This window comes from Dolichospermum sp. UHCC 0315A (assembly GCF_008121535.1).
GTDB lineage: Bacteria > Cyanobacteriota > Cyanobacteriia > Cyanobacteriales > Nostocaceae > Dolichospermum > Dolichospermum lemmermannii.
This window is the reverse complement of sequence record NZ_CP043056.1, coordinates 3,637,469-3,660,075: the sequence shown is the minus strand read 5'-3', so window position 1 is coordinate 3,660,075 and position 22,607 is coordinate 3,637,469. Positions and strand designations below refer to the sequence as shown.

General features: G+C 36.5%; 23 protein-coding genes and 1 pseudogene. 11 read left to right on the top strand and 13 right to left on the bottom strand.

Annotation, left to right across the window (positions count from 1 at the left end; translation table 11 throughout):
• Positions 1-142: 142 nt before the first annotated feature.
• Positions 143-718 (top strand): Uma2 family endonuclease, encoded by a 576-nt coding sequence (locus tag BMF77_RS17525; RefSeq protein WP_148767055.1) that lies wholly within the window; start codon positions 143-145, stop codon positions 716-718.
• Between the two features lie 84 nt (positions 719-802).
• On the opposite strand, the gene BMF77_RS17520 is transcribed toward BMF77_RS17525, so the two are convergent.
• Positions 803-1,480 carry a response regulator transcription factor gene (locus tag BMF77_RS17520; protein ID WP_015083038.1) on the bottom strand — a complete coding sequence of 226 codons (678 nt, stop codon included), beginning with the start codon at positions 1,478-1,480 and terminating at the stop codon, positions 803-805.
• Positions 1,481-2,534: 1,054 nt separating this feature from the next.
• On the opposite strand from BMF77_RS17520, the gene groES reads away from it, so the two are divergent.
• From groES to BMF77_RS17505, 3 genes are all read left to right on the top strand, one after another.
• Complete coding sequence (gene groES / locus BMF77_RS17515) at positions 2,535-2,846, top strand: co-chaperone GroES (RefSeq protein ID WP_015083039.1); 312 nt, start codon at positions 2,535-2,537, stop codon at positions 2,844-2,846.
• Between the two features lie 107 nt (positions 2,847-2,953).
• Positions 2,954-4,591: a chaperonin GroEL gene (gene groL, locus BMF77_RS17510; protein WP_148764578.1), complete on the top strand. Its 1,638-nt coding sequence runs from the start codon at positions 2,954-2,956 to the stop codon at positions 4,589-4,591.
• Between the two features lie 168 nt (positions 4,592-4,759).
• Entirely contained in the window at positions 4,760-5,437 is a 678-nt protein-coding gene (locus BMF77_RS17505; protein WP_148764576.1) for an NgoBV family restriction endonuclease, read from the top strand.
• A gap of 23 nt (positions 5,438-5,460) precedes the next feature.
• Here the strand turns inward: BMF77_RS17505 and dcm are convergent, their stop codons facing one another.
• The 3 genes from dcm to BMF77_RS17490 form a co-directional block, all read right to left on the bottom strand.
• Positions 5,461-6,780: a DNA (cytosine-5-)-methyltransferase gene (gene dcm / locus BMF77_RS17500; RefSeq protein ID WP_148764574.1), complete on the bottom strand. Its 1,320-nt coding sequence runs from the start codon at positions 6,778-6,780 to the stop codon at positions 5,461-5,463.
• A 255-nt stretch (positions 6,781-7,035) separates the two neighbouring features.
• Entirely contained in the window at positions 7,036-7,509 is a 474-nt protein-coding gene (locus BMF77_RS17495; RefSeq protein WP_246862948.1) for a hypothetical protein, read from the bottom strand.
• Positions 7,510-7,528: 19 nt separating this feature from the next.
• Positions 7,529-7,975 (bottom strand): hypothetical protein, encoded by a 447-nt coding sequence (locus BMF77_RS17490; RefSeq protein ID WP_148764572.1) that lies wholly within the window; start codon positions 7,973-7,975, stop codon positions 7,529-7,531.
• Between the two features lie 140 nt (positions 7,976-8,115).
• Between BMF77_RS17490 and BMF77_RS17485 the strand changes: the two genes are divergently transcribed.
• From BMF77_RS17485 to BMF77_RS17460, 5 genes are all read left to right on the top strand, one after another.
• Entirely contained in the window at positions 8,116-8,505 is a 390-nt protein-coding gene (locus tag BMF77_RS17485) for a type II toxin-antitoxin system RelE/ParE family toxin (protein WP_148764570.1), read from the top strand.
• The gene (locus BMF77_RS17480; RefSeq protein ID WP_148764568.1) at positions 8,492-8,797 is read left to right on the top strand and encodes a helix-turn-helix transcriptional regulator; all 306 of its coding nucleotides are present in this window, start codon (positions 8,492-8,494) and stop codon (positions 8,795-8,797) included. Before BMF77_RS17485 ends, BMF77_RS17480 begins: the two co-directional genes overlap by 14 nt.
• Before the next feature lie 484 nt (positions 8,798-9,281).
• Complete coding sequence (locus tag BMF77_RS17470; RefSeq protein ID WP_148764566.1) at positions 9,282-10,202, top strand: radical SAM protein; 921 nt, start codon at positions 9,282-9,284, stop codon at positions 10,200-10,202.
• Complete coding sequence (locus tag BMF77_RS17465; protein WP_148764564.1) at positions 10,195-11,475, top strand: photosystem II assembly protein; 1,281 nt, start codon at positions 10,195-10,197, stop codon at positions 11,473-11,475. Before BMF77_RS17470 ends, BMF77_RS17465 begins: the two co-directional genes overlap by 8 nt.
• Before the next feature lie 63 nt (positions 11,476-11,538).
• Positions 11,539-12,351 (top strand): DUF4351 domain-containing protein, encoded by an 813-nt coding sequence (locus BMF77_RS17460; protein WP_148764562.1) that lies wholly within the window; start codon positions 11,539-11,541, stop codon positions 12,349-12,351.
• A gap of 49 nt (positions 12,352-12,400) precedes the next feature.
• Here BMF77_RS17460 and asnS read toward each other — a convergent pair whose 3' ends face one another.
• The gene (gene asnS, locus BMF77_RS17455; protein WP_148764560.1) at positions 12,401-13,792 is read right to left on the bottom strand and encodes an asparagine--tRNA ligase; all 1,392 of its coding nucleotides are present in this window, start codon (positions 13,790-13,792) and stop codon (positions 12,401-12,403) included.
• A gap of 85 nt (positions 13,793-13,877) precedes the next feature.
• Positions 13,878-14,222 (bottom strand): hypothetical protein, encoded by a 345-nt coding sequence (locus BMF77_RS17450; protein ID WP_148764558.1) that lies wholly within the window; start codon positions 14,220-14,222, stop codon positions 13,878-13,880.
• Between the two features lie 66 nt (positions 14,223-14,288).
• Here BMF77_RS17450 and BMF77_RS17445 point away from each other — a divergent pair, with 66 nt between their 5' ends.
• Positions 14,289-14,567, top strand: coding sequence for a DUF6439 family protein (locus BMF77_RS17445; RefSeq protein WP_015083046.1), 279 nt, complete (start codon positions 14,289-14,291; stop codon positions 14,565-14,567).
• A gap of 156 nt (positions 14,568-14,723) precedes the next feature.
• On the opposite strand, the gene BMF77_RS17440 is transcribed toward BMF77_RS17445, so the two are convergent.
• Both BMF77_RS17440 and rlmD read right to left on the bottom strand, forming a co-directional pair.
• Positions 14,724-15,173, bottom strand: a complete 450-nt coding sequence (locus BMF77_RS17440; protein ID WP_015083047.1) for an anti-sigma regulatory factor — start codon at positions 15,171-15,173, stop codon at positions 14,724-14,726.
• Positions 15,174-15,586: 413 nt separating this feature from the next.
• Positions 15,587-16,969: a 23S rRNA (uracil(1939)-C(5))-methyltransferase RlmD gene (gene rlmD / locus BMF77_RS17435; protein WP_148764556.1), complete on the bottom strand. Its 1,383-nt coding sequence runs from the start codon at positions 16,967-16,969 to the stop codon at positions 15,587-15,589.
• Between the two features lie 160 nt (positions 16,970-17,129).
• On the opposite strand from rlmD, the gene BMF77_RS17430 reads away from it, so the two are divergent.
• Positions 17,130-17,615, top strand: coding sequence for an allophycocyanin subunit alpha-B (locus BMF77_RS17430; RefSeq protein ID WP_015083049.1), 486 nt, complete (start codon positions 17,130-17,132; stop codon positions 17,613-17,615).
• A 170-nt stretch (positions 17,616-17,785) separates the two neighbouring features.
• Here BMF77_RS17430 and BMF77_RS17425 read toward each other — a convergent pair whose 3' ends face one another.
• From BMF77_RS17425 to BMF77_RS17405, 5 genes and pseudogenes are all read right to left on the bottom strand, one after another.
• Positions 17,786-17,971, bottom strand: coding sequence for a hypothetical protein (locus BMF77_RS17425; RefSeq protein WP_246862947.1), 186 nt, complete (start codon positions 17,969-17,971; stop codon positions 17,786-17,788).
• 80 nt (positions 17,972-18,051) lie between these two features.
• Positions 18,052-18,552: pseudogene (locus BMF77_RS17420) on the bottom strand (IS4 family transposase); the annotation flags it as partial.
• A gap of 118 nt (positions 18,553-18,670) precedes the next feature.
• Positions 18,671-20,449, bottom strand: a complete 1,779-nt coding sequence (locus BMF77_RS17415; RefSeq protein ID WP_015078932.1) for an ABC transporter ATP-binding protein/permease — start codon at positions 20,447-20,449, stop codon at positions 18,671-18,673.
• Positions 20,450-20,743: 294 nt separating this feature from the next.
• Positions 20,744-21,757: a hydroxyacid dehydrogenase gene (locus BMF77_RS17410; protein WP_148764554.1), complete on the bottom strand. Its 1,014-nt coding sequence runs from the start codon at positions 21,755-21,757 to the stop codon at positions 20,744-20,746.
• A 50-nt stretch (positions 21,758-21,807) separates the two neighbouring features.
• Entirely contained in the window at positions 21,808-22,566 is a 759-nt protein-coding gene (locus tag BMF77_RS17405; RefSeq protein WP_148764552.1) for an aspartate/glutamate racemase family protein, read from the bottom strand.
• Positions 22,567-22,607: the final 41 nt, after the last annotated feature.

Genomic DNA, 22,607 nt, shown 5'->3' with positions numbered 1-22,607 from the left:
TTCACTTTATCACACCACGTCCCTTTTAATGCTACTTATTCTTATTAAGCATCTTAATTTTTGAATTGGCTTTAGTTATTATGTACTACTTTAAGGGCTTTTTTGATCTGTGACAGTTTGGGGTGCGGAATGTGGGTTAAATATGGTTGCTTCTCCCCAAATCTACATCACTCCCGAAGAATATCTAGAATTAGAAGAAAATAGCCCCATTAAGTATGAATACATTGATGGATATATCTACGCAATGGCTGGCGCATTAGAAGCTCATGTTACTATAGCTCTTAATTTGGCAACACTACTGCGTAATTATATGCGTGGTTCTGGTTGTCGAGTATATATTTCTGATATGAAAGCCAGAATTGAGTCTTTAAATAGATTTTTTTATCCTGATATTATGGTAACTTGCGACAAGCGTGATCAAGACACACTAGGATATAAAAGATTTCCCTGTTTAATAATCGAAGTTTTATCTGATTCTACAGAAGGATTTGATCGAGGTGACAAATTTGCTGATTATCAAACTATAGAAACTTTACAAGAATATATTTTAATTAATCCGAAAAAACCGAGAGTTGAATGTTTCCGCCGCAATGAAGATGGACTTTGGGTATTACAGTCTTATATAGGAGAAGAAACTTCATTTCAATTACAAAGCATTAACTTTGCAGGAACAATGACGCAACTTTATGAAGATGTAGATTTTCCGTCTCCAGCGTAATTTTCCCAAATCCAAAATCAAAAATTTTGGACTTTAGACCTTAGATAAATCATCCAAAATCCAAAATCCAAAATCTAAAATTGTTTAAGCCATTTGATTTTCAATCGCCCACCGTGCTAATTCAGTCCGGTTGTGGAGATTGGTTTTGCCCAACATATTGGACACATGGCTTTCAACAGTCCGCTGGCTGACATTTAATTCTTCAGCGATTTCGCGGTTTGCTAAACCCCTAGCGACAAACTGGACTACTTTCAGTTCAGTGGGGGTTAACTGGACATCGAAAGGAACTTGGATACGAGAACTGCTGTCCCCACCCTTGGTTTGATGTTCTTTCCAACGCACAGTTTGCTTGAGTGAGGATTCTACTTGTGCTACGAGTTCTTCAGGTTCAAAGGGCTTGATCATATATACGTCAGCACCTTTATTTAACCCCTTAACTCGGTCTGCACTTTGACCTTTAGCTGAGAGGAAAAGAACGGGAATCCAACTAGTTCGTTCAGTCTTGCGGACTTCTTCGACAAAAGTGTATCCGTCCATTTCCGGCATAATCACATCACAGATGATCATATCTGGAACTTCGGTTTCTAGAAGATCCAGGGCTTCTCTGCCATTGGCGGACGTGATGACTTCGTAGCCCCGGAACTCTAAGTAATCCTTCACCAGCAAGATGAGGTTAGGGTCATCATCAATGAATAGAAGTCTTTTGTGGTCTTTCATGCTGGGTTCTTTCATAACAGTGGCACTTCTCGCGCTTCGATCCATTAAGGTATTGATATAGTTATCCCGTATGGTGGATGACTTAGGATGTTGTCTTTTTTCCCACTTAACTTACTTTAACTCCCCTAAGTCTTAAAAGTGTTAGTTACTTTCAACAGACTTGCAGGTGAATGGAAAAAGTCTAGTAAGGATACGTATAGCAGTAGTCTTTATAATGCGCTATTATAGATCCATTTGAAAGTTGCAGGCTGAAAACCCTGATTAAATTATCGTCCTTGTGAATCACAAGTCGGTATTTTTCAAGATGACCTTAGTTCAAAACTCACCTGCGCTTTCATTGGCATACTGCTGCTCTACTTATCCTTAGGATGTGAAGCCTCTATCAGAGGTTCAAAATCAGCCGGGAAGTTTTTTTTGGCAAAGCATGGGTTAAAAATACAGATTTTTTCACCATCCTCATGGCCAATTTACTGGTCTTGGATGACCTGCTCTCATGACTTCTGGATTTAATTGGCGATACCAGACCCCATCTAGGTAAACTACCATTATCGTTCTAGAACAACAAACACGCAAGTTTTTGGCTTGGGCTGTGAAGATGCCTATGGAATAACTGTGTGCTAACTGATGGGTTGATCGCTCCCCCAGTCCTTGTTAACAGCATTACCAAGTTCTAGACTAGCTGATTTGTAACAGAATTGAGCATTTATCTGTTTTTTTGACTGGGTAATTAGTAATGGGGGAAGAGCTAAATACTCCCTGTCACCAGTCCCCAATCCCCAGTCCCCAGTTCCCAGTTCCCTAGTAGTTGTAGGGATGAGATGCCTGTTCGTGGATCACGGTGCTGTTACTCATTGAGTAGATCCCTGATTACAGTTCTATAACAATTTCCCAAGTTTGCAAATAAAGTTGTCCATATCAAAATATTCATTACCTACGCAACAAACCCTGACAACTAAAATAATTGGATATTTGCACTTAAGTATTGCCACCCTAGCCCTAGTTCGGAAACCCGTACACAAGTCATGATTGCTATTATGTCCTATATAAAGCTAGATTAGCACTCATGAGTCGAGAGTGCTAATTTAGCAAAAAATTTTGTATGGCAGCCGTATCTTTAAGCGTTTCCACCGTTAAGCCCCTGGGCGATCGCGTTTTTATCAAAGTAAGCGCCCCCCAAGAAAAAACCGCAGGCGGTTTGTTTTTGCCCGATAATGCTCAGGAAAAACCCCAAGTTGGCGAAATCGCCGCTGTGGGACCTGGCAAGCGCAATGACGACGGGACTCGTCAAACAATGGACATTAATGTTGGCGATAAAGTGTTGTACTCCAAGTACGCTGGCACTGATATCAAGCTGGCGACAGAAGAATATGTATTGCTTTCTGAAAAAGACATTTTAGCAATCGTCAGCTAATTGGGCATGGGTGATGGGTAAGAATTTTTCCGAATTACCTGTTCACCACTCACCAATTTCTTTGAAAATCAGAAAAATTTAATTTACTACCGGGATTTAGACTTATTATGGCAAAGCGCATTATTTACAACGAAAACGCCCGTCGCGCTCTAGAGCGTGGTATTGATATTCTCGCTGAAGCTGTAGCTGTTACCCTTGGACCTAAAGGTCGTAACGTAGTTTTAGAAAAGAAATTTGGCGCACCACAAATCGTTAATGATGGTGTCACCATCGCTAAAGAAATTGAATTAGAAGACCACATCGAAAATACTGGTGTAGCTCTAATTCGTCAAGCTGCTTCCAAAACCAATGACGCTGCTGGTGATGGTACAACCACAGCTACCGTTTTGGCTCACGCCATTGTTAAAGAAGGCTTGCGGAACGTTGCTGCTGGTGCTAATGCGATTTTATTGAAGCGCGGTATTGACAAAGCATCTGCCTTTTTAGTAGAAAAAATTGCTGAACACGCTCGCCCTGTAGAAGATTCTAAAGCGATCGCTCAAGTTGCGGCAATTTCTGCTGGTAACGACGAAGAAGTCGGGGCTATGATTGCTCAAGCTATGGACAAGGTGGGCAAAGAAGGCGTAATTTCCCTAGAAGAAGGGAAGTCTATGACCACCGAATTGGAAATCACCGAAGGGATGCGCTTTGATAAGGGTTATATTTCCCCTTACTTCGCTACCGATGCAGAACGGATGGAAACCGTTTTTGATGAGCCTTATATCTTGTTAACCGACAAGAAGATTGCTTTGGTACAAGATTTAGTTCCTGTACTCGAACAAGTAGCTCGTTCCGGTCGTCCTTTGGTAATTATTGCTGAAGACATCGAAAAAGAAGCTTTGGCAACTTTGGTAGTTAACCGTTTACGCGGTGTCCTCAACGTGGCTGCTGTAAAAGCTCCTGGTTTTGGCGATCGCCGTAAGGCTATGCTAGAAGATATCGCAGTTCTCACCGGTGGTCAACTCGTAACCGAAGACGCTGGTTTGAAACTAGATACCACCAAGTTAGAAAGCTTAGGTAAAGCCCGCCGCATCACCATCACCAAAGACAGCACCACAATTGTGGCTGAAGGTAATGAAGTTGGTGTGAAGGCTCGTGTTGAGCAAATCCGTCGTCAGATGGAAGAAACCGAATCTTCCTACGACAAAGAAAAACTCCAAGAGCGTTTGGCTAAATTGTCCGGTGGTGTAGCTGTAGTTAAAGTTGGTGCAGCTACCGAAACCGAAATGAAGGACAAGAAGCTGCGCTTGGAAGATGCTATCAACGCTACCAAGGCTGCTGTAGAAGAAGGTATTGTTCCCGGTGGTGGTACAACCTTGGCTCACCTCGCTCCTGTATTGGAAGCTTGGGCGCACAGCAACCTCAAAGATGAAGAGTTGACTGGTGCTTTAATCGTTGTTCGGGCTTTACCTGCTCCTCTGAAGAGAATTGCCGAAAACGCTGGTCAAAACGGCGCAGTTATTGCTGAAAGAGTGAAAGAGAAGGATTTCAACATTGGCTTCAATGCTTCTACCAACGAATTCGTTGATATGTTGGCAGCTGGTATTGTTGACCCTGCTAAGGTAACTCGTTCTGCTCTGCAAAACGCTGCTTCTATCGCTGGGATGGTGTTGACAACAGAATGTATCATTGTTGACAAGCCTGAAGCGAAAGACGGCGCTCCTGCTGCTGGTGGTGGTATGGGTGGCGGAGATTACGACTACTAAAATCTTTTCGTAGTTTTCCTACTTTTGAATAATGGCCGCTTCCGCAAGGAGGCGGCTGTTTTTTTTCTAGTGCTAAATTTTATTTTTAGTATAAAGACAATCTTAAGAAAATAAGTTAATTATTATACCGATGATATATTGAAGTTTCATTATTAATTAATATCCTGTATGTCTTATCATCCTATTGCTAATCAAATTTATAATTTATTAATTCAAGATATTGCTAATCAAGAAGGAGAAATTACTTTTAACTTTCTTAATATCTCTGTTAAGATTAATGAAAAAAGTGCGATTGGTGATTTATTTCAAGAATGGTTAACTGAATGGATGAGACTAAAAGGAGTTGAGTTTAGAACCAAAACAAATACACAAGAGTTTCCTGACTTTTTACTAGATATTTCAGATACTACAGGGTTATTAGAAATCAAAACATTTAATTATGATGATAATGCTTCATTTGATGTAGCTAATTTCAAAGCTTATTGTCGATCTTTAAAGACAGAAGCACATCGGTTAGATGCTGATTATTTAATTTTTGCTTATGAATTAAAAGATTATAAATTCAAAGTTAGAAAAATTTGGTTGAAAAAGATATGGGAAATTACGGGAGGATCAGCGAATTACTCAGTTAAATGCAATGTAAAACAACATGAAATTGACGCTATTAGACCTGTTGTATGGTATTCCAAAAGTCAGAAAGCTCGAAAACCATTTAAATCCAGGTTTGATTTTGTTGAAGGTTTATATGATACTTTGATGAAATATCCTGGAACACAGAATCAAAGTTATGATTGGCTAGCAACAGTCAAAAATAACTATTTTTATCATATAGGAGAAGAATTATAAGTTTTGCAAAAGGGTGATTAGTTTTATCTACTTAAAACGTAGACTTGATTAGGAACTGATAGCATTTTTTGAATAACTATTCTTTCCGAAATTTCTCTTACCACAGTAACTACTACAGTATTTCCCAATAAATCAAATGCTTTATTGATAGGTAAATTAATGTGATAATCTTCAGGAAAGCCAAATAATCTCAATCCCTCTCTAATTGTTAAACATCTTAATCCTTTACCATCAACTACTGCTAATCTTTGCATATCAGTAGCTACTAAAGTTGGTGAAATATCATGAGGATCAAGTATTTTATTAATTGGAAAACTGAGTTTACCAACTACAATATTATAGCCTTTTGGTAAATCAAGTCTATATTCTCTTTTCTTTACTGTTTTACCATCTTTATTTACTACTTCTTGAATATCTTTAGGATGTTCATATTTTAAATAACCTTTATTGGCTAAATCATCTAATATTTGTTTTAAATTTTTATGTTGATAAAAAGTCTCAATTTCATCTAAACTTAACGGTATTCCATCCATCCACTGAATACCCTTTTTAGCAGACCAATTTTTTCTTCTTCTTTGTTTTAGTAATAAATTTAGTAATTCTCTTTGTTCTGTACTAACATTTCCTTTTAATTCTAAATCCCAACTGTGAATATTATCTTCTCCTCCTCTTTTATCTCTAATAGATTTACCATAAAGTTCATCAAGAGAATATTGTGCTAATAATTTCTTAACAAAATTTGTTTGTAAAGTCGGACAACCTGCTTCTAAAATATTTAATAATACAGATTTATTATTTCTAGGAAAATTTAAAGAAATAGAGTTTGTCTTAGTTCCAGTAATATAAACTCTTTTTCTATCTTGAGGAACACCAAAATCTCTAGCATTCAAAACATCACATTTAACTTGATAACCTAATTGTTCTAATTTATTTATAATAGTTGTTAATGTTCTACCGTCATCATGTTGAACTAAACCTTCAACATTTTCTAATAAAAATCCAAAAGGTGATTTATCTTTTAAAATACGTTCAATTTCAAAAAATAAAGTTCCTCTAGTATCTAAAAATCCTTGTCTTGTTCCTGCACTACTAAAAGGTTGACAGGGAAACCCAGCTAATAAAACATCAAAATCAGGTATTTGTTGACTTGATATTTCCGTGATATCACCCCAGATTTTATCTTCATTAAAATTTTGTTGATAAACTTTAATTGCTGTAGATTTAATTTCGGAAGTTAAAACACATTCGCTGTGAATTCCTAAAGATTTACAGGCTTTTTCTAAGCCTAATCTCATTCCCCCAATCCCTGCAAATAAATCAATAAATTTAATAGTGGTAGACATTTTTAGCTATTAATATCAACAAACAATTTATATATTAACATAGTATGTATGTTTTTAGTCACGATAATTATTTTTTATAAACGGTACTGTAACTGCTGAAAGAGTGAAAGAAAAAGATTTCAATGTTCCGCAAGGATGTGGCTTTTTTTGCACGCAGAGGCACACAAGAGAATATTGAGTTTCAATTCAACTTACAGCTAAAAGTTTATCAAGCTTATTTTTTAATTCTGGAGATACCATTAATGGATTATAAATTTAACCCTTGTAGGGTTGCCAAACATAACCAGAATTAAAAAACGGTTGGAAACCTGGTAATGTTTCTACTTCTTCTGCAAGTGCTGTAGATAAAACTAATCCTGGAATAGATAAATTAGGTAAATCTTCTATTAGTTCACTATAGGTTCTAAATTCATCAACTTCTAAACCAACTAAAGCATAACGAAACGAAGGAGCAAATTCTAGAGTTGAATAGAGTTTGAGACCTAAATCCGTCATTAAATAAGCACTTTCAGGATTGTCTATTCCTAGTTCACTAAGATTATTTGGGCAAACCCGACACCACCAGTTTTTTTCTATATCCTGAAAAGTATCTGTACGAATTTGGAATTGGCTACCATTTGAAAGTATCCATAGGTTTCCCATTATTATTTGGTCAAAATGTTGAGCAAATTCCTTAGCACTGCTTTCATCAGAGCCACACTCTGCTGATAAACTAAATATCCACGCCATACCTGCCTCCTATTTAGTTCTAATCAATTCTTTCCCAATCATCTTGGGTGTTTGCCAAGGCTAATTCGTACCTTTCTAGTGACATTGTAACTCTTGGCGAAATGCTAACGTGGGTTGGGCTATCCTGAACAGCTTGTAAATCTCCAGTGATGTTACTATCATCAATTTGCCATAGGGGATCTTTTCCATATCCACCAAATTTAGTAGGTTTGCGAGGTGCTGGTAAAGCTTCAATGGAGAGGGAAACGGACATTCCCCCTGTATTTCTAATAGCAACATCAACAAGCTCACCTTGAAACTCACGCTCTGACTCTGGTAATAAATAGCCTTGCTCATCTAGACTATTTACGGGCATTTGCTTGATATTTATATCAATACCCAGTCTAACTCCTAATAGTCTGGCACTTCGACCGATTTTGGGCTTACCATTTTCATCTACCATGCCGCGATAGTAGAGTTTTACCATTAACTAAGATTACTATATTCGGACAGAATGAATATTATCATGTCATTTCAGTGATTTTTCACTCTCTTAGCTATCCGATAACTATTTTTTGTTGATTCCTACTTTTTCAGAGAAATTGTAGCTGCTATAATGGGACTTATATGACCAAAGAATATTTAATTTATGTTGGTTCAGTGTTTCAGTTGGAGTGGTATTTTAATGAAAATGGTGAAAGCAAAGCTCAAGAGTATTTTAATAGACTAGATGAGAAACAACAATTAAGATTTTTATTTTTAGTCAAACGAATTGGTGATTTTGGTCAAATAAGTAATAAAGAGCAATTTCGTAATGAAGGAGATAAAATTTACGCTTTTAAACCACAACCAGATCGATTTTTATGCTTCTTCTTTACTGGTCAAAAAATTATTGTGACCAATGCTTTTGAGAAAAAACAACAAAAATTACCAAAAAACCAGAAAGAAAAAGCTATCAACTATATGAATGATTATATTAAACGTAACCAAGAAGGAGGATATTATGAAGAAAATTGAACAACTATCAACTCTTGATAGAATGATGCAAAACCCCGATTTTAAAGATAAATTTACATCAGGATATCAGGAATTTTTACTATCTGAGTTATTAATCTCTATTATGGAGAATGATCATATATCCATTGCTCAATTAGCCGAAGAAGTTAATATTCCTCCTGCTGTTATTCAAGATATTTGTTCTGGTCAGCAAAAAGATATGAACATTAGTAATTTTTTACAGATAGTTCAATCTTGTGGTTATCGTCTTATTCTTGAAAAAGGTGAGGAGCGTATTTCTTTAGTTGCGTAAATTTTAAGCTCACTATCTTAGAGGTTGTTTGAAAAGTATTAGATGAAACCAACAATCTCCAAGAACCTAACCCCCCAGCCCCCCTTCCCTGATAGGGAAGGGGGGTTTTAAAGCCTCTCTCCTTGCAGGGAAGAGGTTTGGAGAGGGGTAAATTTATACATTGAAAACTTTTAAAACATCCTCTTAGTTGGGTAAAACGGAATTAAGGTCATAATTTGCTATTTTACCCAAAATATAATACATTGTAAGGAGGTTTAACTATGACTCAAATTATTAATCATCAATCTAATTATCAAAAATTAACCGAAATTGTCAAAACTTTAATTGACAATAATCCTCTTTATCAAGAAAACTTAGATAAAGAGAAAATGCTGTAAGTAATTAATCGGACTTTTGATCCTGTTGCTGTCCCTGATGTTAATAGTATCTCTCAGGGTGAATTAACAAAACGGATTAAAAGTATTTTATCTTTACATATTAAAATATGGCGAAACCAAGGTATGAAGGTTATAGCGACGAAACTCCTACAAAATGCGTACGCGAAAAATTTGGAGATACTACAGTTTACGCCCAAAATGCTAAATCACTGCTAACAAAAGCCACTGGGTTTATTGCTGCTTATGACTTTACCCTCAATCCTTATCGGGGTTGTCAATATGGCTGTAGTTATTGTTATGCTGCTGCATTTAGTCCTAATCCTCAAATGCGTCAAGACTGGGGTAAATGGGTAATTTATAAAGAAAATGCGGCGGTTGTTTTAGCAAAAGAATTAGAAACTTGGTATCGGAAAAATCCCAATCAACCTCCCAGAATTTACATGAGTAGTGTAACAGATCCTTATCAACCTTTGGAGTCTAAACATCAATTAACTCGCAGTTTATTAGAAGTAATGCTTGATTATCGGCCAAATTTAGTAATTCAAACTCGCAGTCCCATTATTACTAGAGATATTGATTATTTACAAAGGTTTCAAAGACTGCGAATTAATATGAGCATTCCCACAGGTAGCGAAGCCGTGAGAAGAGATTTTGAACCCCGTTCTCCTAGTGTTAAAGCCAGATTAAATGCTATTAAAAAAATCAGACAAAGTATTGATGGTTTTAAAGGTTTTATTCCTAAAATTTCTATTACAATTACACCTCTATTACCAACGTTAGTAATAGATGAAGATGCCTTTATTCAGAAATTAGCTATTGCAGATAGAGTAGTAATTCAAGATTTTCATCCTAATAATAATCGTTCTCTTGTCGCAGGAACTCGTCAAGAAGCTGAAGAAATTAAACAAAAATATGCTTGGTGGTATAATTCTGATAGATTTAGTTATCAGAGATTTAAAGAAAAGTTAGTTTCTCAGCTTCCAGGTGTAGAAATAAAAGAAGGAAAAGACGGGTTTGGTTATGAGTAATTTTATTATTAATTGGTGGAGAAGTCAGCAATTTAAATCAGCATTACAGCGTGGTGATACACGAAGTGCTGTAAAAATTTTGCAAGAGATTCAAAAATCGGGAGCAAGTTTTTCATGGTTAGAGAAACTATTTAGGGATAAACTGCAACTTGAACGGAATTCCCAGGAACATAAACGCGAAACCGCAAATTTAAGAAAACAAATAACAGCAGTAAAAGAATCAAAATCTCATCTGTTATTAAAGTCAGATGCAGAATTTATTAAGTATATATATCAAGCTTTTAAATTAGTGGAGCATGATGAATATAAACTACAAATTACAGGAATTGATGAGCGTATATTTGATGATTTTGAAGTTAAACTAGTGGAATATATTAAAGAGGAATTTAGTAAAATTCCTGAACAAAAATTAGTAATTCAATTAGAAGATGCTCTTGATGATATTAATACCTTAAAAATGGGAAAAGATCCAGACTACCGTTTTAGTCTGACCCCCCATGTCTATTTTATGAAATATTTTTCAGAAAATGTCTATTGTCTCTATTTAGCATGGTTTTTAATTTACCAAGATGGGTTGCTACCAACTAAATTGAACATTCTTGATATTGCTGCTGGACCGGGAACAACAGCTTATGGTTTGGCTTTATTTCTCCAAAGTTGTAGCAGCTTTTTTGATATTCCTCAAATGCACTTATCTTACTATTCTTTAGAAAAACAAGACGCTTTCCAGTATCGAGGACTTCAATTTTGGCGTAAATATATTGAATCGCGGATTACTTCCATAAATACTTATTTTCGCTTTGTGACTAACGACATATTTACCTGGGATGAAAAATCTAATAATATCCCAAAAAACTTTTTTGATTTTATAGTTATTTCCCATTGTTTTTTTAACGATACAGTTAAACATCAGGAAGCGACTAATATATATAAACAAATATTTGCTGAAAGTTTAAATCATCAAGGATATGTATTATTAATTGTGCAAGATAAAAAGTTATTTAAATTTTATAATACTCAGAAAGTAGAAGATAAAGAACAAGAAGAAAATCTAGTATGTAAATTTGTAGCAGAATTTGGATTAGAATTAGTTTGGTATAGATATCTAACCTCAACTGGTTTAAGAACAGCTTATTCTAGTGGCTTTGCAAAATTTGCTAGAGAAAATTTACCTCAACAAGTTTATATGAGTCCTATGATCAAAAAGTATTTTTATCAAAATCACGAATCACACTACACATTAGATGATTATGTAATATTAGCCAAAAAATAGAGGATTTAATGTTAAATAAATTATTATAAAATATCACCAAAATGATTAGTAAAGGAGAAAGATTTGAGCTACGATAACGCTTGTAAATATTTAGCTGAACAGTATCCTGCTGATTTTGTGCGTTGGTTGCTGGGGGTAGAACCAACACAAATTGAAGTATTGAAAACAGAATTAACACTTGAACCCATTCGTGCTGATTCTGTGACATTTCTGCAAACAGAAAACCAAATTCTGCATATTGAATTTCAGACTTTACCTAAATCTAAAACTCCCCTTAATTTCCGAATGCTTGATTATTCTGTCAGGTTGAAACGTCAATATAAATGTCCTGTAACTCAGGTGTTAATATTTTTGCAGGAAACTGATAATGAAGTCGCTTTTACTGAAGAATATCGAGATCATACCACTATTCACAAATTTGAGGTTGTGCGTCTTTGGGAACAAGATTCAAGGGTATTTTTAGATAATTCCGCATTATTACCTTTAGCAACTTTAACCCGCACTGACTCAGCACAAAGTTTATTATCCCAAGTAGCTCAAAAAGTCGCTACAATTCCAGATAGGGAACAGCAACAAAATATTGCTGGTTGTGTGGAAGTTCTCGCAGGTTTACGGTTTGAAAAAGATTTAGTTCGTCAATTTCTCCGGGAGGATATTATGAAAGAGTCTGTCATTTATCAAGATATCGTGCAAAAAGAGGCATTGAAAATTATTTGTCGTCAGCTTAAAAAACGTTTTGGTGATATCTATGATTCATTAATGACCAAGGTTAGAAATTTATCTGCTGACGATTTAGAAGATTTAGGAGAAGCCTTATTTGATTTTTCAGATGTTGCTGATTTGGTAACTTGGTTAAACCAAAAAGTTAGCAATTAGAAAAATAAGCTTTTTAAAAGAGACGTTATTTACAACGTCTCTAAAATCATTAAAACTCCGCGCTTTGTGGTGTGCGGGGGAACGGAATCACATCCCGAATATTCCCCATACCCGTCATAAATTGCACCAATCTTTCAAACCCCAAACCAAAACCAGCATGGGGAACAGTACCATAACGACGCAAATCTAAATACCACCACAAATCTTCCGGGTTCATACCTTGTGCTAATACCCGTTTTTCTAACACATCTAACCGTTCTTCCCGTTGTGAACCACCAATAATTTCCCCTATTTTCGGTGCGAGAATATCCATAGCGCGGACGGTTTTTTCATCGTCACTCAACCGCATATAAAAGGCTTTGATTTGTGCGGGATAATCTGTAACAATGACAGGCTTTTTAAACAGGTTTTCGGCTAAATAGCGTTCATGTTCTGATTGTAAATCTGCACCCCAACTCACAGGATAATCAAACTTAACATCAGCTTTTTCTAGAAGTTTGACTGCTTCTGTATAAGTCAACCGTTCAAATTGATTGTTAATAATGTTATTTGCAGTTTCTAAAACAGTATTATCAATCCGTTCATTGAAAAATTCCATGTCTTCAGGACAGGTTTCCATCACATATTTAAAAATGTGTTTGAGAAACTCCTCAGCCAAATCCATATCACCTTCTAAATCACAAAAAGCCATTTCTGGTTCAACCATCCAAAATTCGGCTAAGTGACGCGAAGTATTAGAATTTTCCGCCCGGAATGTGGGACCAAAGGTATAGACATTAGTAAAAGCCATAGCCATAATTTCGGCTTCTAATTGGCCACTGACTGTTAAATATGCCGGTTTACTAAAGAAGTCTTGGCTATAATCAATTTCTTGATTTTCTGTTTTGGGAACATTCTTTAAATTGAAATTGGTAACACTAAATAATTCACCTGCACCTTCACAATCACTAGCGGTAATAATGGGAGTATGCACCCATAAAAAACCCCGTTGTTGAAAAAATTGGTGAATTGCAGTCGCGCAAGCATTTCTCACCCGAAATACTGCACCAAAGGAGTTTGTTCGAGGACGCAAATGGGCAATTGTTCGCAGAAACTCAAAGGAATGACGTTTCTTTTGCAGAGGATAGGTATCAGGATCAGCGTCTCCGTATACTTTCACTGTATCTGCTTTTAATTCTATTCTTTGTCCTTTTCCTTGAGAAGCTACCAGCACTCCTGATACTTCTATAGAAGCACCTGTATTGATTTGTTTTAATATTCCTTGATAATCTGGTAAGTCTTGATTAATGACAATTTGCAGATTACCTAAAGATGAACCATCATTAACTTCCAGAAACGCAAATCCTTTTAATTCGCGTTTTGTTCTTACCCAACCTTGAACTACCAAAGTTTCTTCGGGTTTACCACTTCTTAATATTTCCGTAATCCGAGGATTTAGCATTTTCTACAATTTGTATTTTTTAAAGAATTTCAGATCCCCGACTTCTTTGAGAAATCGGGGATATTTTAGTTAGGGATTTTTTAAATCAACCAACCCAAGATTTTAATAACCAACCGATAATAACGCCTAAACCACCAAAACGAATAGCTTGCCAAAAAGGTCTTTTTAGGCTACTCCAAGAAAACAACTGGCTTTCTAAGTTGATTTCTAAGGTTTCTAACTGTTTTTGCAGGCGGCTTAGTTCGTTCTTAATTTCTGGAGTCTGCTTTCTATTTTGCTTTAAATTTTTTAATTCCTGTTGCCATTGTGCCTGTTGTTGTTGATCATTTTGCACTTGGGTATATCTATCTTTCAAGAATCGCAGTGAAGTTTCTACCTCCTCTAATTCCTGTGCAAAATCTGGCTGGGGATTTTCGTCTAAATTAGTCATTGGTGATTAGTCATTGGCTATGATGATTAAATCATAACTTTTACTCTTAACTCAACACTTAGTCTTATGTCACAAACTAGCCAACTAAATGAAATTAGCACTCTAGAACTAGCACAAGCCCTCATGGAAAGGCTGAGTATCTCTCCTGATGATTGGCATCGTCTCAAATCTAACCGCAATTCCCGCGCTAGTGAACAGGCAGCCGCCGCCATGGTATTTTTGGTCAAAAATGAACCCCAAGAGGCACAGGCAAGGCTACAACAGGCTGTAGGCTGGCTAGATAAATCAATTTCCGCCCCTCCCTGCCCAACTCACGGACACAATCGTGAGACTATAAAGGAATAACTCTCACCTGTAGCCGAGTAAAAATTTTGGTAAAAAACTCCTCTTCAACCTCTTTTCTCTGTGTTCTCTGGGCCTCTGTGGTTAGATAAACTACCTTTAAACCGCAGACGCGCAAAGAGTACAGAGTAAAAAAAAGAAATTTTTCGAGTCACCTTCTTATCTTCGCAAAGATAATAAACGACGGCTTTCTAATTGCTTACAAAGCGTGAGTTCTGTACCTTTGCGATTCCATTCTACTTGATCAAAAATCTGATGTAGTAAGGACATACCCCGTCCACTTTCTGCTTCATCTGGTGGTAAATAGTCATCGGGATCACTATCACCTTCGAGGGAGGGAGTGAAGCCGCTACCCTGATCTGAGATAATCCACCAATACTGATTATCTATTAATGAGAACCGAACGACGACGAATTTGCCGGGATCAAGATTATTCCCATGTTTAGCGGCATTTACTAGGGCTTCTTGCAGTCCTAATCGCAGTTCAGATTGTAATTTTGCCGGAATATCAGTCAAGAGTAAATCTAGGATTGGACAAAGATAAAGGGTGGAGGCAAAACTAATTGTCCCCCAATAACGCCCAACTGGACGAAGAGAAATGGTAATCACAAGAGAAACCCCGTAGCTTTATATTTAGCTAGACATCAGTTTGCTTTTTTGGGCATTCTGATCAAAATTAGGTAGTCATGCTGCCTTCAAACTTGCCTCTGTAAAACTAAATTTATAAAAATGCTAGAGCATAGCAATTCAGTGGGAGAATTCATATTGCTTATTTACAATTTGCTTAAGTTAATCTGTTCATTTAGCAGATGAGTAAAAACTGCTATTTTTGAACAAGAGGAGAAAGATATTCTCGTTAACTGCTCATTTTGTAATTAACACAATTTTATTCACCTTTATTAAGAGTCTATGCAGCTTCGATTTCTTTAAAACAAAATGAGTTTCTATTTTTATGTAATTTCATTCTAGCATTATGAGTATCCACTAGACTACAAATTTCTGATTTTTATTTTTGTGAAGAATTAACTATCCTGATCATTGTCCGATAACACCAGAAAAGCGGCTGCTTCTACATGAGCCGTTTGCGGAAAAAAGTCCGCAGGTTGCACCCTTGTGAGTTTATATAGCCCCTCTTCACAAAGCAATTTTAAGTCACGGGCAAGAGTAGCTACTTTACAACTGACGTAAACAATGCGAGATGGTTTCAGGTTTCTTAATGTTTTGATAACGTTAGCTTCACATCCTTTCCGGGGCGGATCAAGTAAGACCACATCTGGTACAATTTCCAAATTCTGGAGAATTTTTTCCACTGGGCCGACTTGGAAAGTCACATTATTAATTCCATTCTGTTGGGCATTAACAATTGCCTGTTCTACTGCTGTTGATTGCAATTCTAACCCGGTGACGTGCCGTGCTTGTTTGGCCAGGGGCAAAGTTAAAGTTCCTATACCACAATAGGCATCTACTAGGACTTCATGACCTTGTAAATTTAGTTCTGACTGAATCACCTCTAAAAGTGCTTCGGCTGTTTCTGTGTACACTTGGAAAAAGGTATCTGGTCCGATTTGAAAATCCAGTCCGGCGAATTTTTCTCGCAGGTAAGGAATTCCAGCTAGACAACGGGTTTCTGATCCAAATATAGCATTTGTGCGATCGCTATTGCGGTTGAGTGACACGCAGACCAATTGAGGATAACGCTGTAACCATTGCTGTGCCTGGGTTTCGATTCCTGGCAAATTCCAATCTTTGACGACCAAAGTTAGCAGCATTTCTCCTGTGCGGCGGCCAATGCGTAAACCCAAATGGCGAATTAAGCCTTTGTGTCGGGTTTCGTCATAAATTGGCCAACCCTGCTTTTGAATATCTAATTTGATTTCAGCTAATAAAGGATTTAACTGCTGGTCTTGCACAGGGCATTGATTCAAGTTAATTAATTTATGGCTACCTTTTTGATAATATCCAGCTTGGACATGACCTGTAGCGGACATACCAATAGGATAAGTAACTTTGTTGCGATAACCAAAGGATGCAGCAGCCACTAAAACTGGATCTATTGGTGGATTTACAAAACCGCCAATTCTTTCTAAAGCTTGGGTTACTTGATTGCGTTTGGCTGATAACTGGTAATCATATTTAATATGTTGCCATTGACAACCACCACATTTATCAGCGACAATACAACTTGGACGCACCCGTTGAGGCGAAGCTTGCAATAATTCCTGCACCTGTCCATGAGCATATTTTGGCTTAACATTGAATAATTTGACAAGTAGGATATCTCCTGGTACTGTATCAGGAACAAACACCACCCGCTGTTCAAAGCGTCCCACACCATCACCAGTGTCGCTTAAATCAGTAATTTCCAGTTCGATAATTTCATCTTGTCGCCACATTATATTAGTCATTAGTCAGTTATAAGGGAAGAGGGAACTTTTTCACAGGGAAGGGAGAGTTCCCAATGTAGAATTGTAAATTCATTTATCCCTATCTTCCCATACACTTCACGAATGTCCCTCTAAGTCGCTAAACTAGCAAATATAAATATTTCAGGTCATTTAGATAATCATGACTGTAATTAGCCAAGTTATTCTCCAAGCTGACGACGAACTGCGTTACCCCAGCAGTGGCGAACTCAAAAACATCAAAGCATTTTTGGAAACAGGTGTAAAGCGAACAAGAATCGCTGCTACCCTTTCAGAAAACGAGAAAAAGATCGTTCAAGAAGCTACCAAAAAACTTTGGCAAAAACGCCCTGACTTTATCTCCCCTGGTGGTAATGCTTACGGCGAAAAACAACGGGCTTTGTGTATTCGGGACTTTGGCTGGTATTTACGCCTAATTACCTACGGTGTACTTGCTGGTGACAAAGAACCCATTGAAAAAATTGGTTTGGTTGGTGTGCGGGAAATGTACAACTCTCTAGGTGTTCCTGTTCCTGGAATGGTAGAAGCTATCACTTCCCTCAAACAAGCGTCTTTGGATTTATTGAATGCAGAAGACGCTGGGGAAACCGCACCTTACTTTGATTACATCATTCAAGCGATGTCTTAAAGGTCTTTAATTCCCCACAATTGGTAGTGGCTATGGCAATATCCATCAGGTTATTAACCAGTTGTGGGACTACTTATTGAGCCGATACGAAAAATGTTAGTTATATCTGATACTTCTCCAATTTTTTATCTAGTGTTAATTGGTGAAATTGACATACTTGTAAACTTCCCTCAAAAATTATTCAAACTTTGCCACAGATACCAACAAGCGATGGTGCGGTAAGGTTGCCATTGTTGACCAAATTGTTCTACAGTTTTTTTATTGGGGAATTCCGGTAAATTATAGACATTACGAATAGCATTGCGAATACCCAAGTCATCCACTGGTAAAACATCCCAACGATGTAACCGAAACATTAGTAACATTTGTACTGTCCAACGTCCAATACCTTATGTACGGGCTGGATGCCGTGATTCAGCTAACAACGAATCGCACTTAACCAATTTACTAGTTTTATAGAACAAAATTCTCTATCACCTAATACGCAGATTTTATAGTTATTAAAAATGGGTAAAATTTTCTTCAATATTCGTGATTGCTCCTCAAAGTTACTGCTGCCTAACTTTAGCAATAACTCAAAATATACAGGAAATGCCCTTTGATCCCAAACTATACTAATCATGAATAAATTTATGCGTCCCCAAGCCGTCCTATCCATCACTACATAAATTAATTCTTCATCCTTCAAATATGTTTCTAAAAATGTTTTTACAATCGGAAACCAGATTTTCTCAATTGTTAGGTTTGGTAAAGATAGAAATCTCTGTATTTTTCTTTTCCTACTTTCAAATTTAATCGGAATTGGTAGAGCAGTAGCCAAAGCTTCTAAACTTACTTTTTTCAGTGATTGCAGCAGAATAATCATAATTTTGAGCAAGATATACTCTGCCAGACTCAATTGATTTTTTAGGTGTGTTTTGTAGAATTCAGGTAACATTATCAATAGATAGTCCTTATTGAGAAAAGTGCTTCTATCTTTTTTACCATAAATCTGTATAATCTGTATACGATAAGCTTTTTAGACTATTTCGTCATCCCGTCAGGCGGAATGTGGGTTATAAACTATTTTTTTTATTTCGATAATCTTTGACAGTCAGAAGTTGCCAACTAGAGTTTTGTGAAAGTTCCAGAACCCATTGATGATAATCAAATAGACTTTCTCTATGTCCAACACTAATAAATGTTGTTTTCGTCTCTTGTAACTGTTGATATAAATTCTCTTCATTCTTCAAATCCAAAGCACTGGTCGCTTCGTCTAAGATAGTAAAGCTAGGATGAGTCACTAATAGGCGTGCAAAAGCCAGGCGTTGTTGTTCTCCTAGTGATAATATGTTTTCCCAAGGCAGCTCAGTATCAAAACTATCAATTCGACTGAGCAAGTTTTGCAGGTTCACTTTTTGCAATAGTTCTTTGAGTTCTGCATCGGTCATCTGACGATTTCTATTAGGATAAAGCAACTGTTCGCGCAAAGTTCCTAAAATAATGTAAGGACGTTGGGGTAAAAACAACAGGTCTTTTAGAGAAGGTCGCACTAAACGGCCAGTTCCTGCATTCCACAAACCGGCGATCGCGCGCAATAGTGAACTTTTACCGCGACCACTAGGGCCGACAATCAATAAACCTTCTCCCGGTTGAACAGACAATGATAAGTCTTCAACGATTACCTGCTCATAGTTAGGCGTTTGTAAGGTAACATCCTCAAAAGCCAGACGATTTTCTTCTATGGTTTTAATAGTGCTGACATTCTCCGGTTGTTTGGTAACAACTTCTAAAGCATCCGAGAAATAAGCTAAACGCTCAACATAACTGGAAAATCTTCCAGAAGTTCCAAATTCATCAATTAATGTTGCCAGACCATTAGCAAACATACTGCAAGCTATAACTGCTTGGTTAACTTGTCCAAAATCAATTTCACCTCGAATATAGGCAGGTGCAAATATTAAAAACGGAAACAATTGGATTACAGATCGATATCCTCTATTAAAAATGTCTTTATTTTTTTCCCAATTAATTTTACTTTCAGAATTTTTCAAGAGAGTATTAAATCTGCGCTCAATTATATTTAATTCTTGGCTTTCTCCTTGGAAAAAAGCTATAGATTCAGCATGATTCCGAACATGAGTTAGGCTGTAGTTGTAGCTTGCTTTAGATTCAAGTTCCTCTTGCGTAATCTTATCTAATTCTTGACTCATATAAGCAGCAATCAGATTACCTATAATAGTATAAGTAAGTAGAATTGCTACTACTAGTTTGGAAATTGACCAAAGAATTATTAAAAAAGTTGTCATTTCCAGGACTTTTTCCAACAAAGTAGCAGAAAAATTTAGAGCAGTCCTGGCAATAGGTTCGATTTCTTGAGATAGACGTTGGTCTGGGTTATCGATATCGGAGCTAAAATTGATTTTATAATAGGCACGATTGCTAAAATATTTTTCTAAAATCTGCTTGTTGAGCCATTGATACCAATCAAGGGCAATTTTTTTTCTGACAAATTTAGAAAATCCTGTTAAGAGGGTGATTAAGAGCAGCCCAAAGGCGTAAAGTGCTAACGTCTTAACAAATTTAGAAATATCTTTATCTTGAACAATAACATCGACTAAATAGCGATCAACAAAGCTATTAAAGGCAGTTATGCCCACAAGCCCAATTATTAATAAAATGAGGAGAACAAGCATTCCCCATGCCTGAATCACATCTGAAAATGCTCTTACACCTGGCTCTGTTGGAAACCAGTAAGGGGCGGCGATCGCTTTTACAGCCACCCAAAACTGAGTAAAATTAGCAAGGAAAGCAGTATTTTTTGAAGCTTGATTATAAATAACTTGATTTTGCATATTATACATCTTACAAAAATAATATTTTACTATTATAAATTATTATGAAACTTTGTTTTATATTTCATAAGGTATAGCTATCAAATAAGAAAAATACATTATTAATATTGATATTTATGGCTCTTGCGTTTGTTTTATGGTGGTTGAGGATTGATTATCACAAAACCCTTACGGGGTTACGGGACAAGGGTTATAAACTATAATGCCCATATTTTGAATGAAATGCCGACACAATAAGGTTTTCAAGGATTCTGAACTAGGTTCTCCATAAAAAGTACCGAAGAACCTAAAAAATTATGAATTCCAAACTTTAGGATTGATGATGTAAGGTGGCTTCTCGCCCTGAAGCACTTGCAATATTTGGTTAGCTGCGGAAAGTGCAGCAGCCATACCAGCTTCAGGTGTAACTCCAGCTAGATGAGGTGAGAAAATTACATTGTCAAACTCATATAAAGGATTATTAATAGCTGGAGGTTCTGGCTCAAACACATCGATTGCAGCTCCTGCTATTAATTTTTCGCGTATAGCTGTAACTAAATCTGGTTGGCGAACTACTTTTCCACGAGATGTATTGATTAAAAAAGCAGAAGGCTTCATTTTCTTAAAAGCTTCTAGATCGAACATTTCACAAGTCTCATCAGTTAGCTCAGGATGCAAAGATACAAAGTCAGATTCAGTAAGTAGGTAGTCTAAATCTTGTACTAAAGTTGCTCTGACGGCATCTGCTTTACCGCTTGGAACATAAGGATCGTATGCTAAAACTCGCATCTGCAATGCTGTACTACAAATTTTCGCAACAGCACTACCAATCCTTCCCAAACCAACAATACCAAGAGTTTTTCCTTCTAATTGAATGGGTTGTACCTGATTACGAATTAAGTAGTTTCCTGCTTTGACACATTGATTGAGAAAAGTTAGTTTTTTAGCAAGTGCTAAAATCATGGAAAGTGTGTGTTCTGTCACAGCCGTTGTTGACAAGCCAGGATTATTAACTACCACAATTCCCCGTTTTGTTGCAGCAGCAATATCAATTGCATCAGTTCCAAATCCAGAAGTACTAATAACTTTTAAATTTTTTGCCAATCCAATTGCTTGGGCATCTAATTTAGTAGGATAACGGACAAATACGCCAGATACATCTTGAATAGCCTCATGGATTTGATGCTGCTTTGGTTCTTTGATAATCTCGACATTAGTGTATTCTGCGAGCAGTTTTTCACCTATCTCATCATACATTTTACCAATTAAAAGAACTTTATGATTTTTAGTCTTGCTTGGGAAATTTTGGGGGGGGTAAATAGCTGTCATGTTAATTAACCTTAATTTGTTTGATACAAAGATGCTTTAGAATCAATATTTTATGAATGAAATTGCTGAGATAATTTCATTGTTTTTGTCAGCAAATGAGAATTAGATGAGGATGAATCTAATAACTGAAAAAAGTTTTTAGCTATAGTAGTTAAAGGGTCAATCGCTTGAATAGAATCAATTCTATTAAGCTTGAGATGTTTGGCGAGAATATGAAATTCTGTACAACCAGAAATAAAGGAACGAGTATTGTATTTATCTAACAGTTTTTGAACATCTTCAAGAATTATTAGGGGGTTTTGTCCTCGTTTTAATACTTTAAAAATCATCTCATGAATCAAGTGATAATCTTTTTCATCTGGAGAAATAATCATATTTGCAGCAGTACAACCTTGCTCAAACAATTTTTTCTTGTAAGTACCTGAACCTGCAAGTAAAAGTGCAGGTTCATCATGCGCTTGTAGTTGTTGATCAGCAATTTTAATTAAAGAGATTACTTTATTAGTCTGATGCTCTGGTAGATGAGCCAAAGCATAATGAGCAGTACAACAACCAATCACTATGCGGTCTACTAATTGATTCAGTTTTTCTAAATGTATTTGCACAAAATCAATGAATTCTCTTTCATTTCCGCTATGCACTGAAGTCGTGCGATCTGGTGCAGCAGGAAGTGAGAAAACGATAACGTTGGGTGCTTCTTGTTCGTTGTCTATATACTGGTTGTATTCATAAATAGTTTTGAGAAATTCAATAGTAACTACAGGCCCCATTCCGCCTAAAATTCCCAGCACGGGTAGTTTTTTATTCATAATTTTTCTCCAAATTTGCAATTCTTTATTTGCATAAATTA

Coding starts and splice junctions, on each gene's coding strand:
- BMF77_RS17525 (WP_148767055.1), top strand. CDS start 143: ATGGTTGCTTCTCCCCAAATCTACATCACTCCCGAAGAATATCTAGAA.
- BMF77_RS17520 (WP_015083038.1), bottom strand. CDS start 1,480: ATGGATCGAAGCGCGAGAAGTGCCACTGTTATGAAAGAACCCAGCATG.
- groES (WP_015083039.1), top strand. CDS start 2,535: ATGGCAGCCGTATCTTTAAGCGTTTCCACCGTTAAGCCCCTGGGCGAT.
- groL (WP_148764578.1), top strand. CDS start 2,954: ATGGCAAAGCGCATTATTTACAACGAAAACGCCCGTCGCGCTCTAGAG.
- BMF77_RS17505 (WP_148764576.1), top strand. CDS start 4,760: ATGTCTTATCATCCTATTGCTAATCAAATTTATAATTTATTAATTCAA.
- dcm (WP_148764574.1), bottom strand. CDS start 6,780: ATGTCTACCACTATTAAATTTATTGATTTATTTGCAGGGATTGGGGGA.
- BMF77_RS17495 (WP_246862948.1), bottom strand. CDS start 7,509: ATGGCGTGGATATTTAGTTTATCAGCAGAGTGTGGCTCTGATGAAAGC.
- BMF77_RS17490 (WP_148764572.1), bottom strand. CDS start 7,975: ATGGTAAAACTCTACTATCGCGGCATGGTAGATGAAAATGGTAAGCCC.
- BMF77_RS17485 (WP_148764570.1), top strand. CDS start 8,116: ATGACCAAAGAATATTTAATTTATGTTGGTTCAGTGTTTCAGTTGGAG.
- BMF77_RS17480 (WP_148764568.1), top strand. CDS start 8,492: ATGAAGAAAATTGAACAACTATCAACTCTTGATAGAATGATGCAAAAC.
- BMF77_RS17470 (WP_148764566.1), top strand. CDS start 9,282: ATGGCGAAACCAAGGTATGAAGGTTATAGCGACGAAACTCCTACAAAA.
- BMF77_RS17465 (WP_148764564.1), top strand. CDS start 10,195: ATGAGTAATTTTATTATTAATTGGTGGAGAAGTCAGCAATTTAAATCA.
- asnS (WP_148764560.1), bottom strand. CDS start 13,792: ATGCTAAATCCTCGGATTACGGAAATATTAAGAAGTGGTAAACCCGAA.
- BMF77_RS17450 (WP_148764558.1), bottom strand. CDS start 14,222: ATGACTAATTTAGACGAAAATCCCCAGCCAGATTTTGCACAGGAATTA.
- BMF77_RS17445 (WP_015083046.1), top strand. CDS start 14,289: ATGTCACAAACTAGCCAACTAAATGAAATTAGCACTCTAGAACTAGCA.
- rlmD (WP_148764556.1), bottom strand. CDS start 16,969: ATGACTAATATAATGTGGCGACAAGATGAAATTATCGAACTGGAAATT.
- BMF77_RS17430 (WP_015083049.1), top strand. CDS start 17,130: ATGACTGTAATTAGCCAAGTTATTCTCCAAGCTGACGACGAACTGCGT.
- BMF77_RS17425 (WP_246862947.1), bottom strand. CDS start 17,971: ATGTTTCGGTTACATCGTTGGGATGTTTTACCAGTGGATGACTTGGGT.
- BMF77_RS17415 (WP_015078932.1), bottom strand. CDS start 20,449: ATGCAAAATCAAGTTATTTATAATCAAGCTTCAAAAAATACTGCTTTC.
- BMF77_RS17410 (WP_148764554.1), bottom strand. CDS start 21,757: ATGACAGCTATTTACCCCCCCCAAAATTTCCCAAGCAAGACTAAAAAT.
- BMF77_RS17405 (WP_148764552.1), bottom strand. CDS start 22,566: ATGAATAAAAAACTACCCGTGCTGGGAATTTTAGGCGGAATGGGGCCT.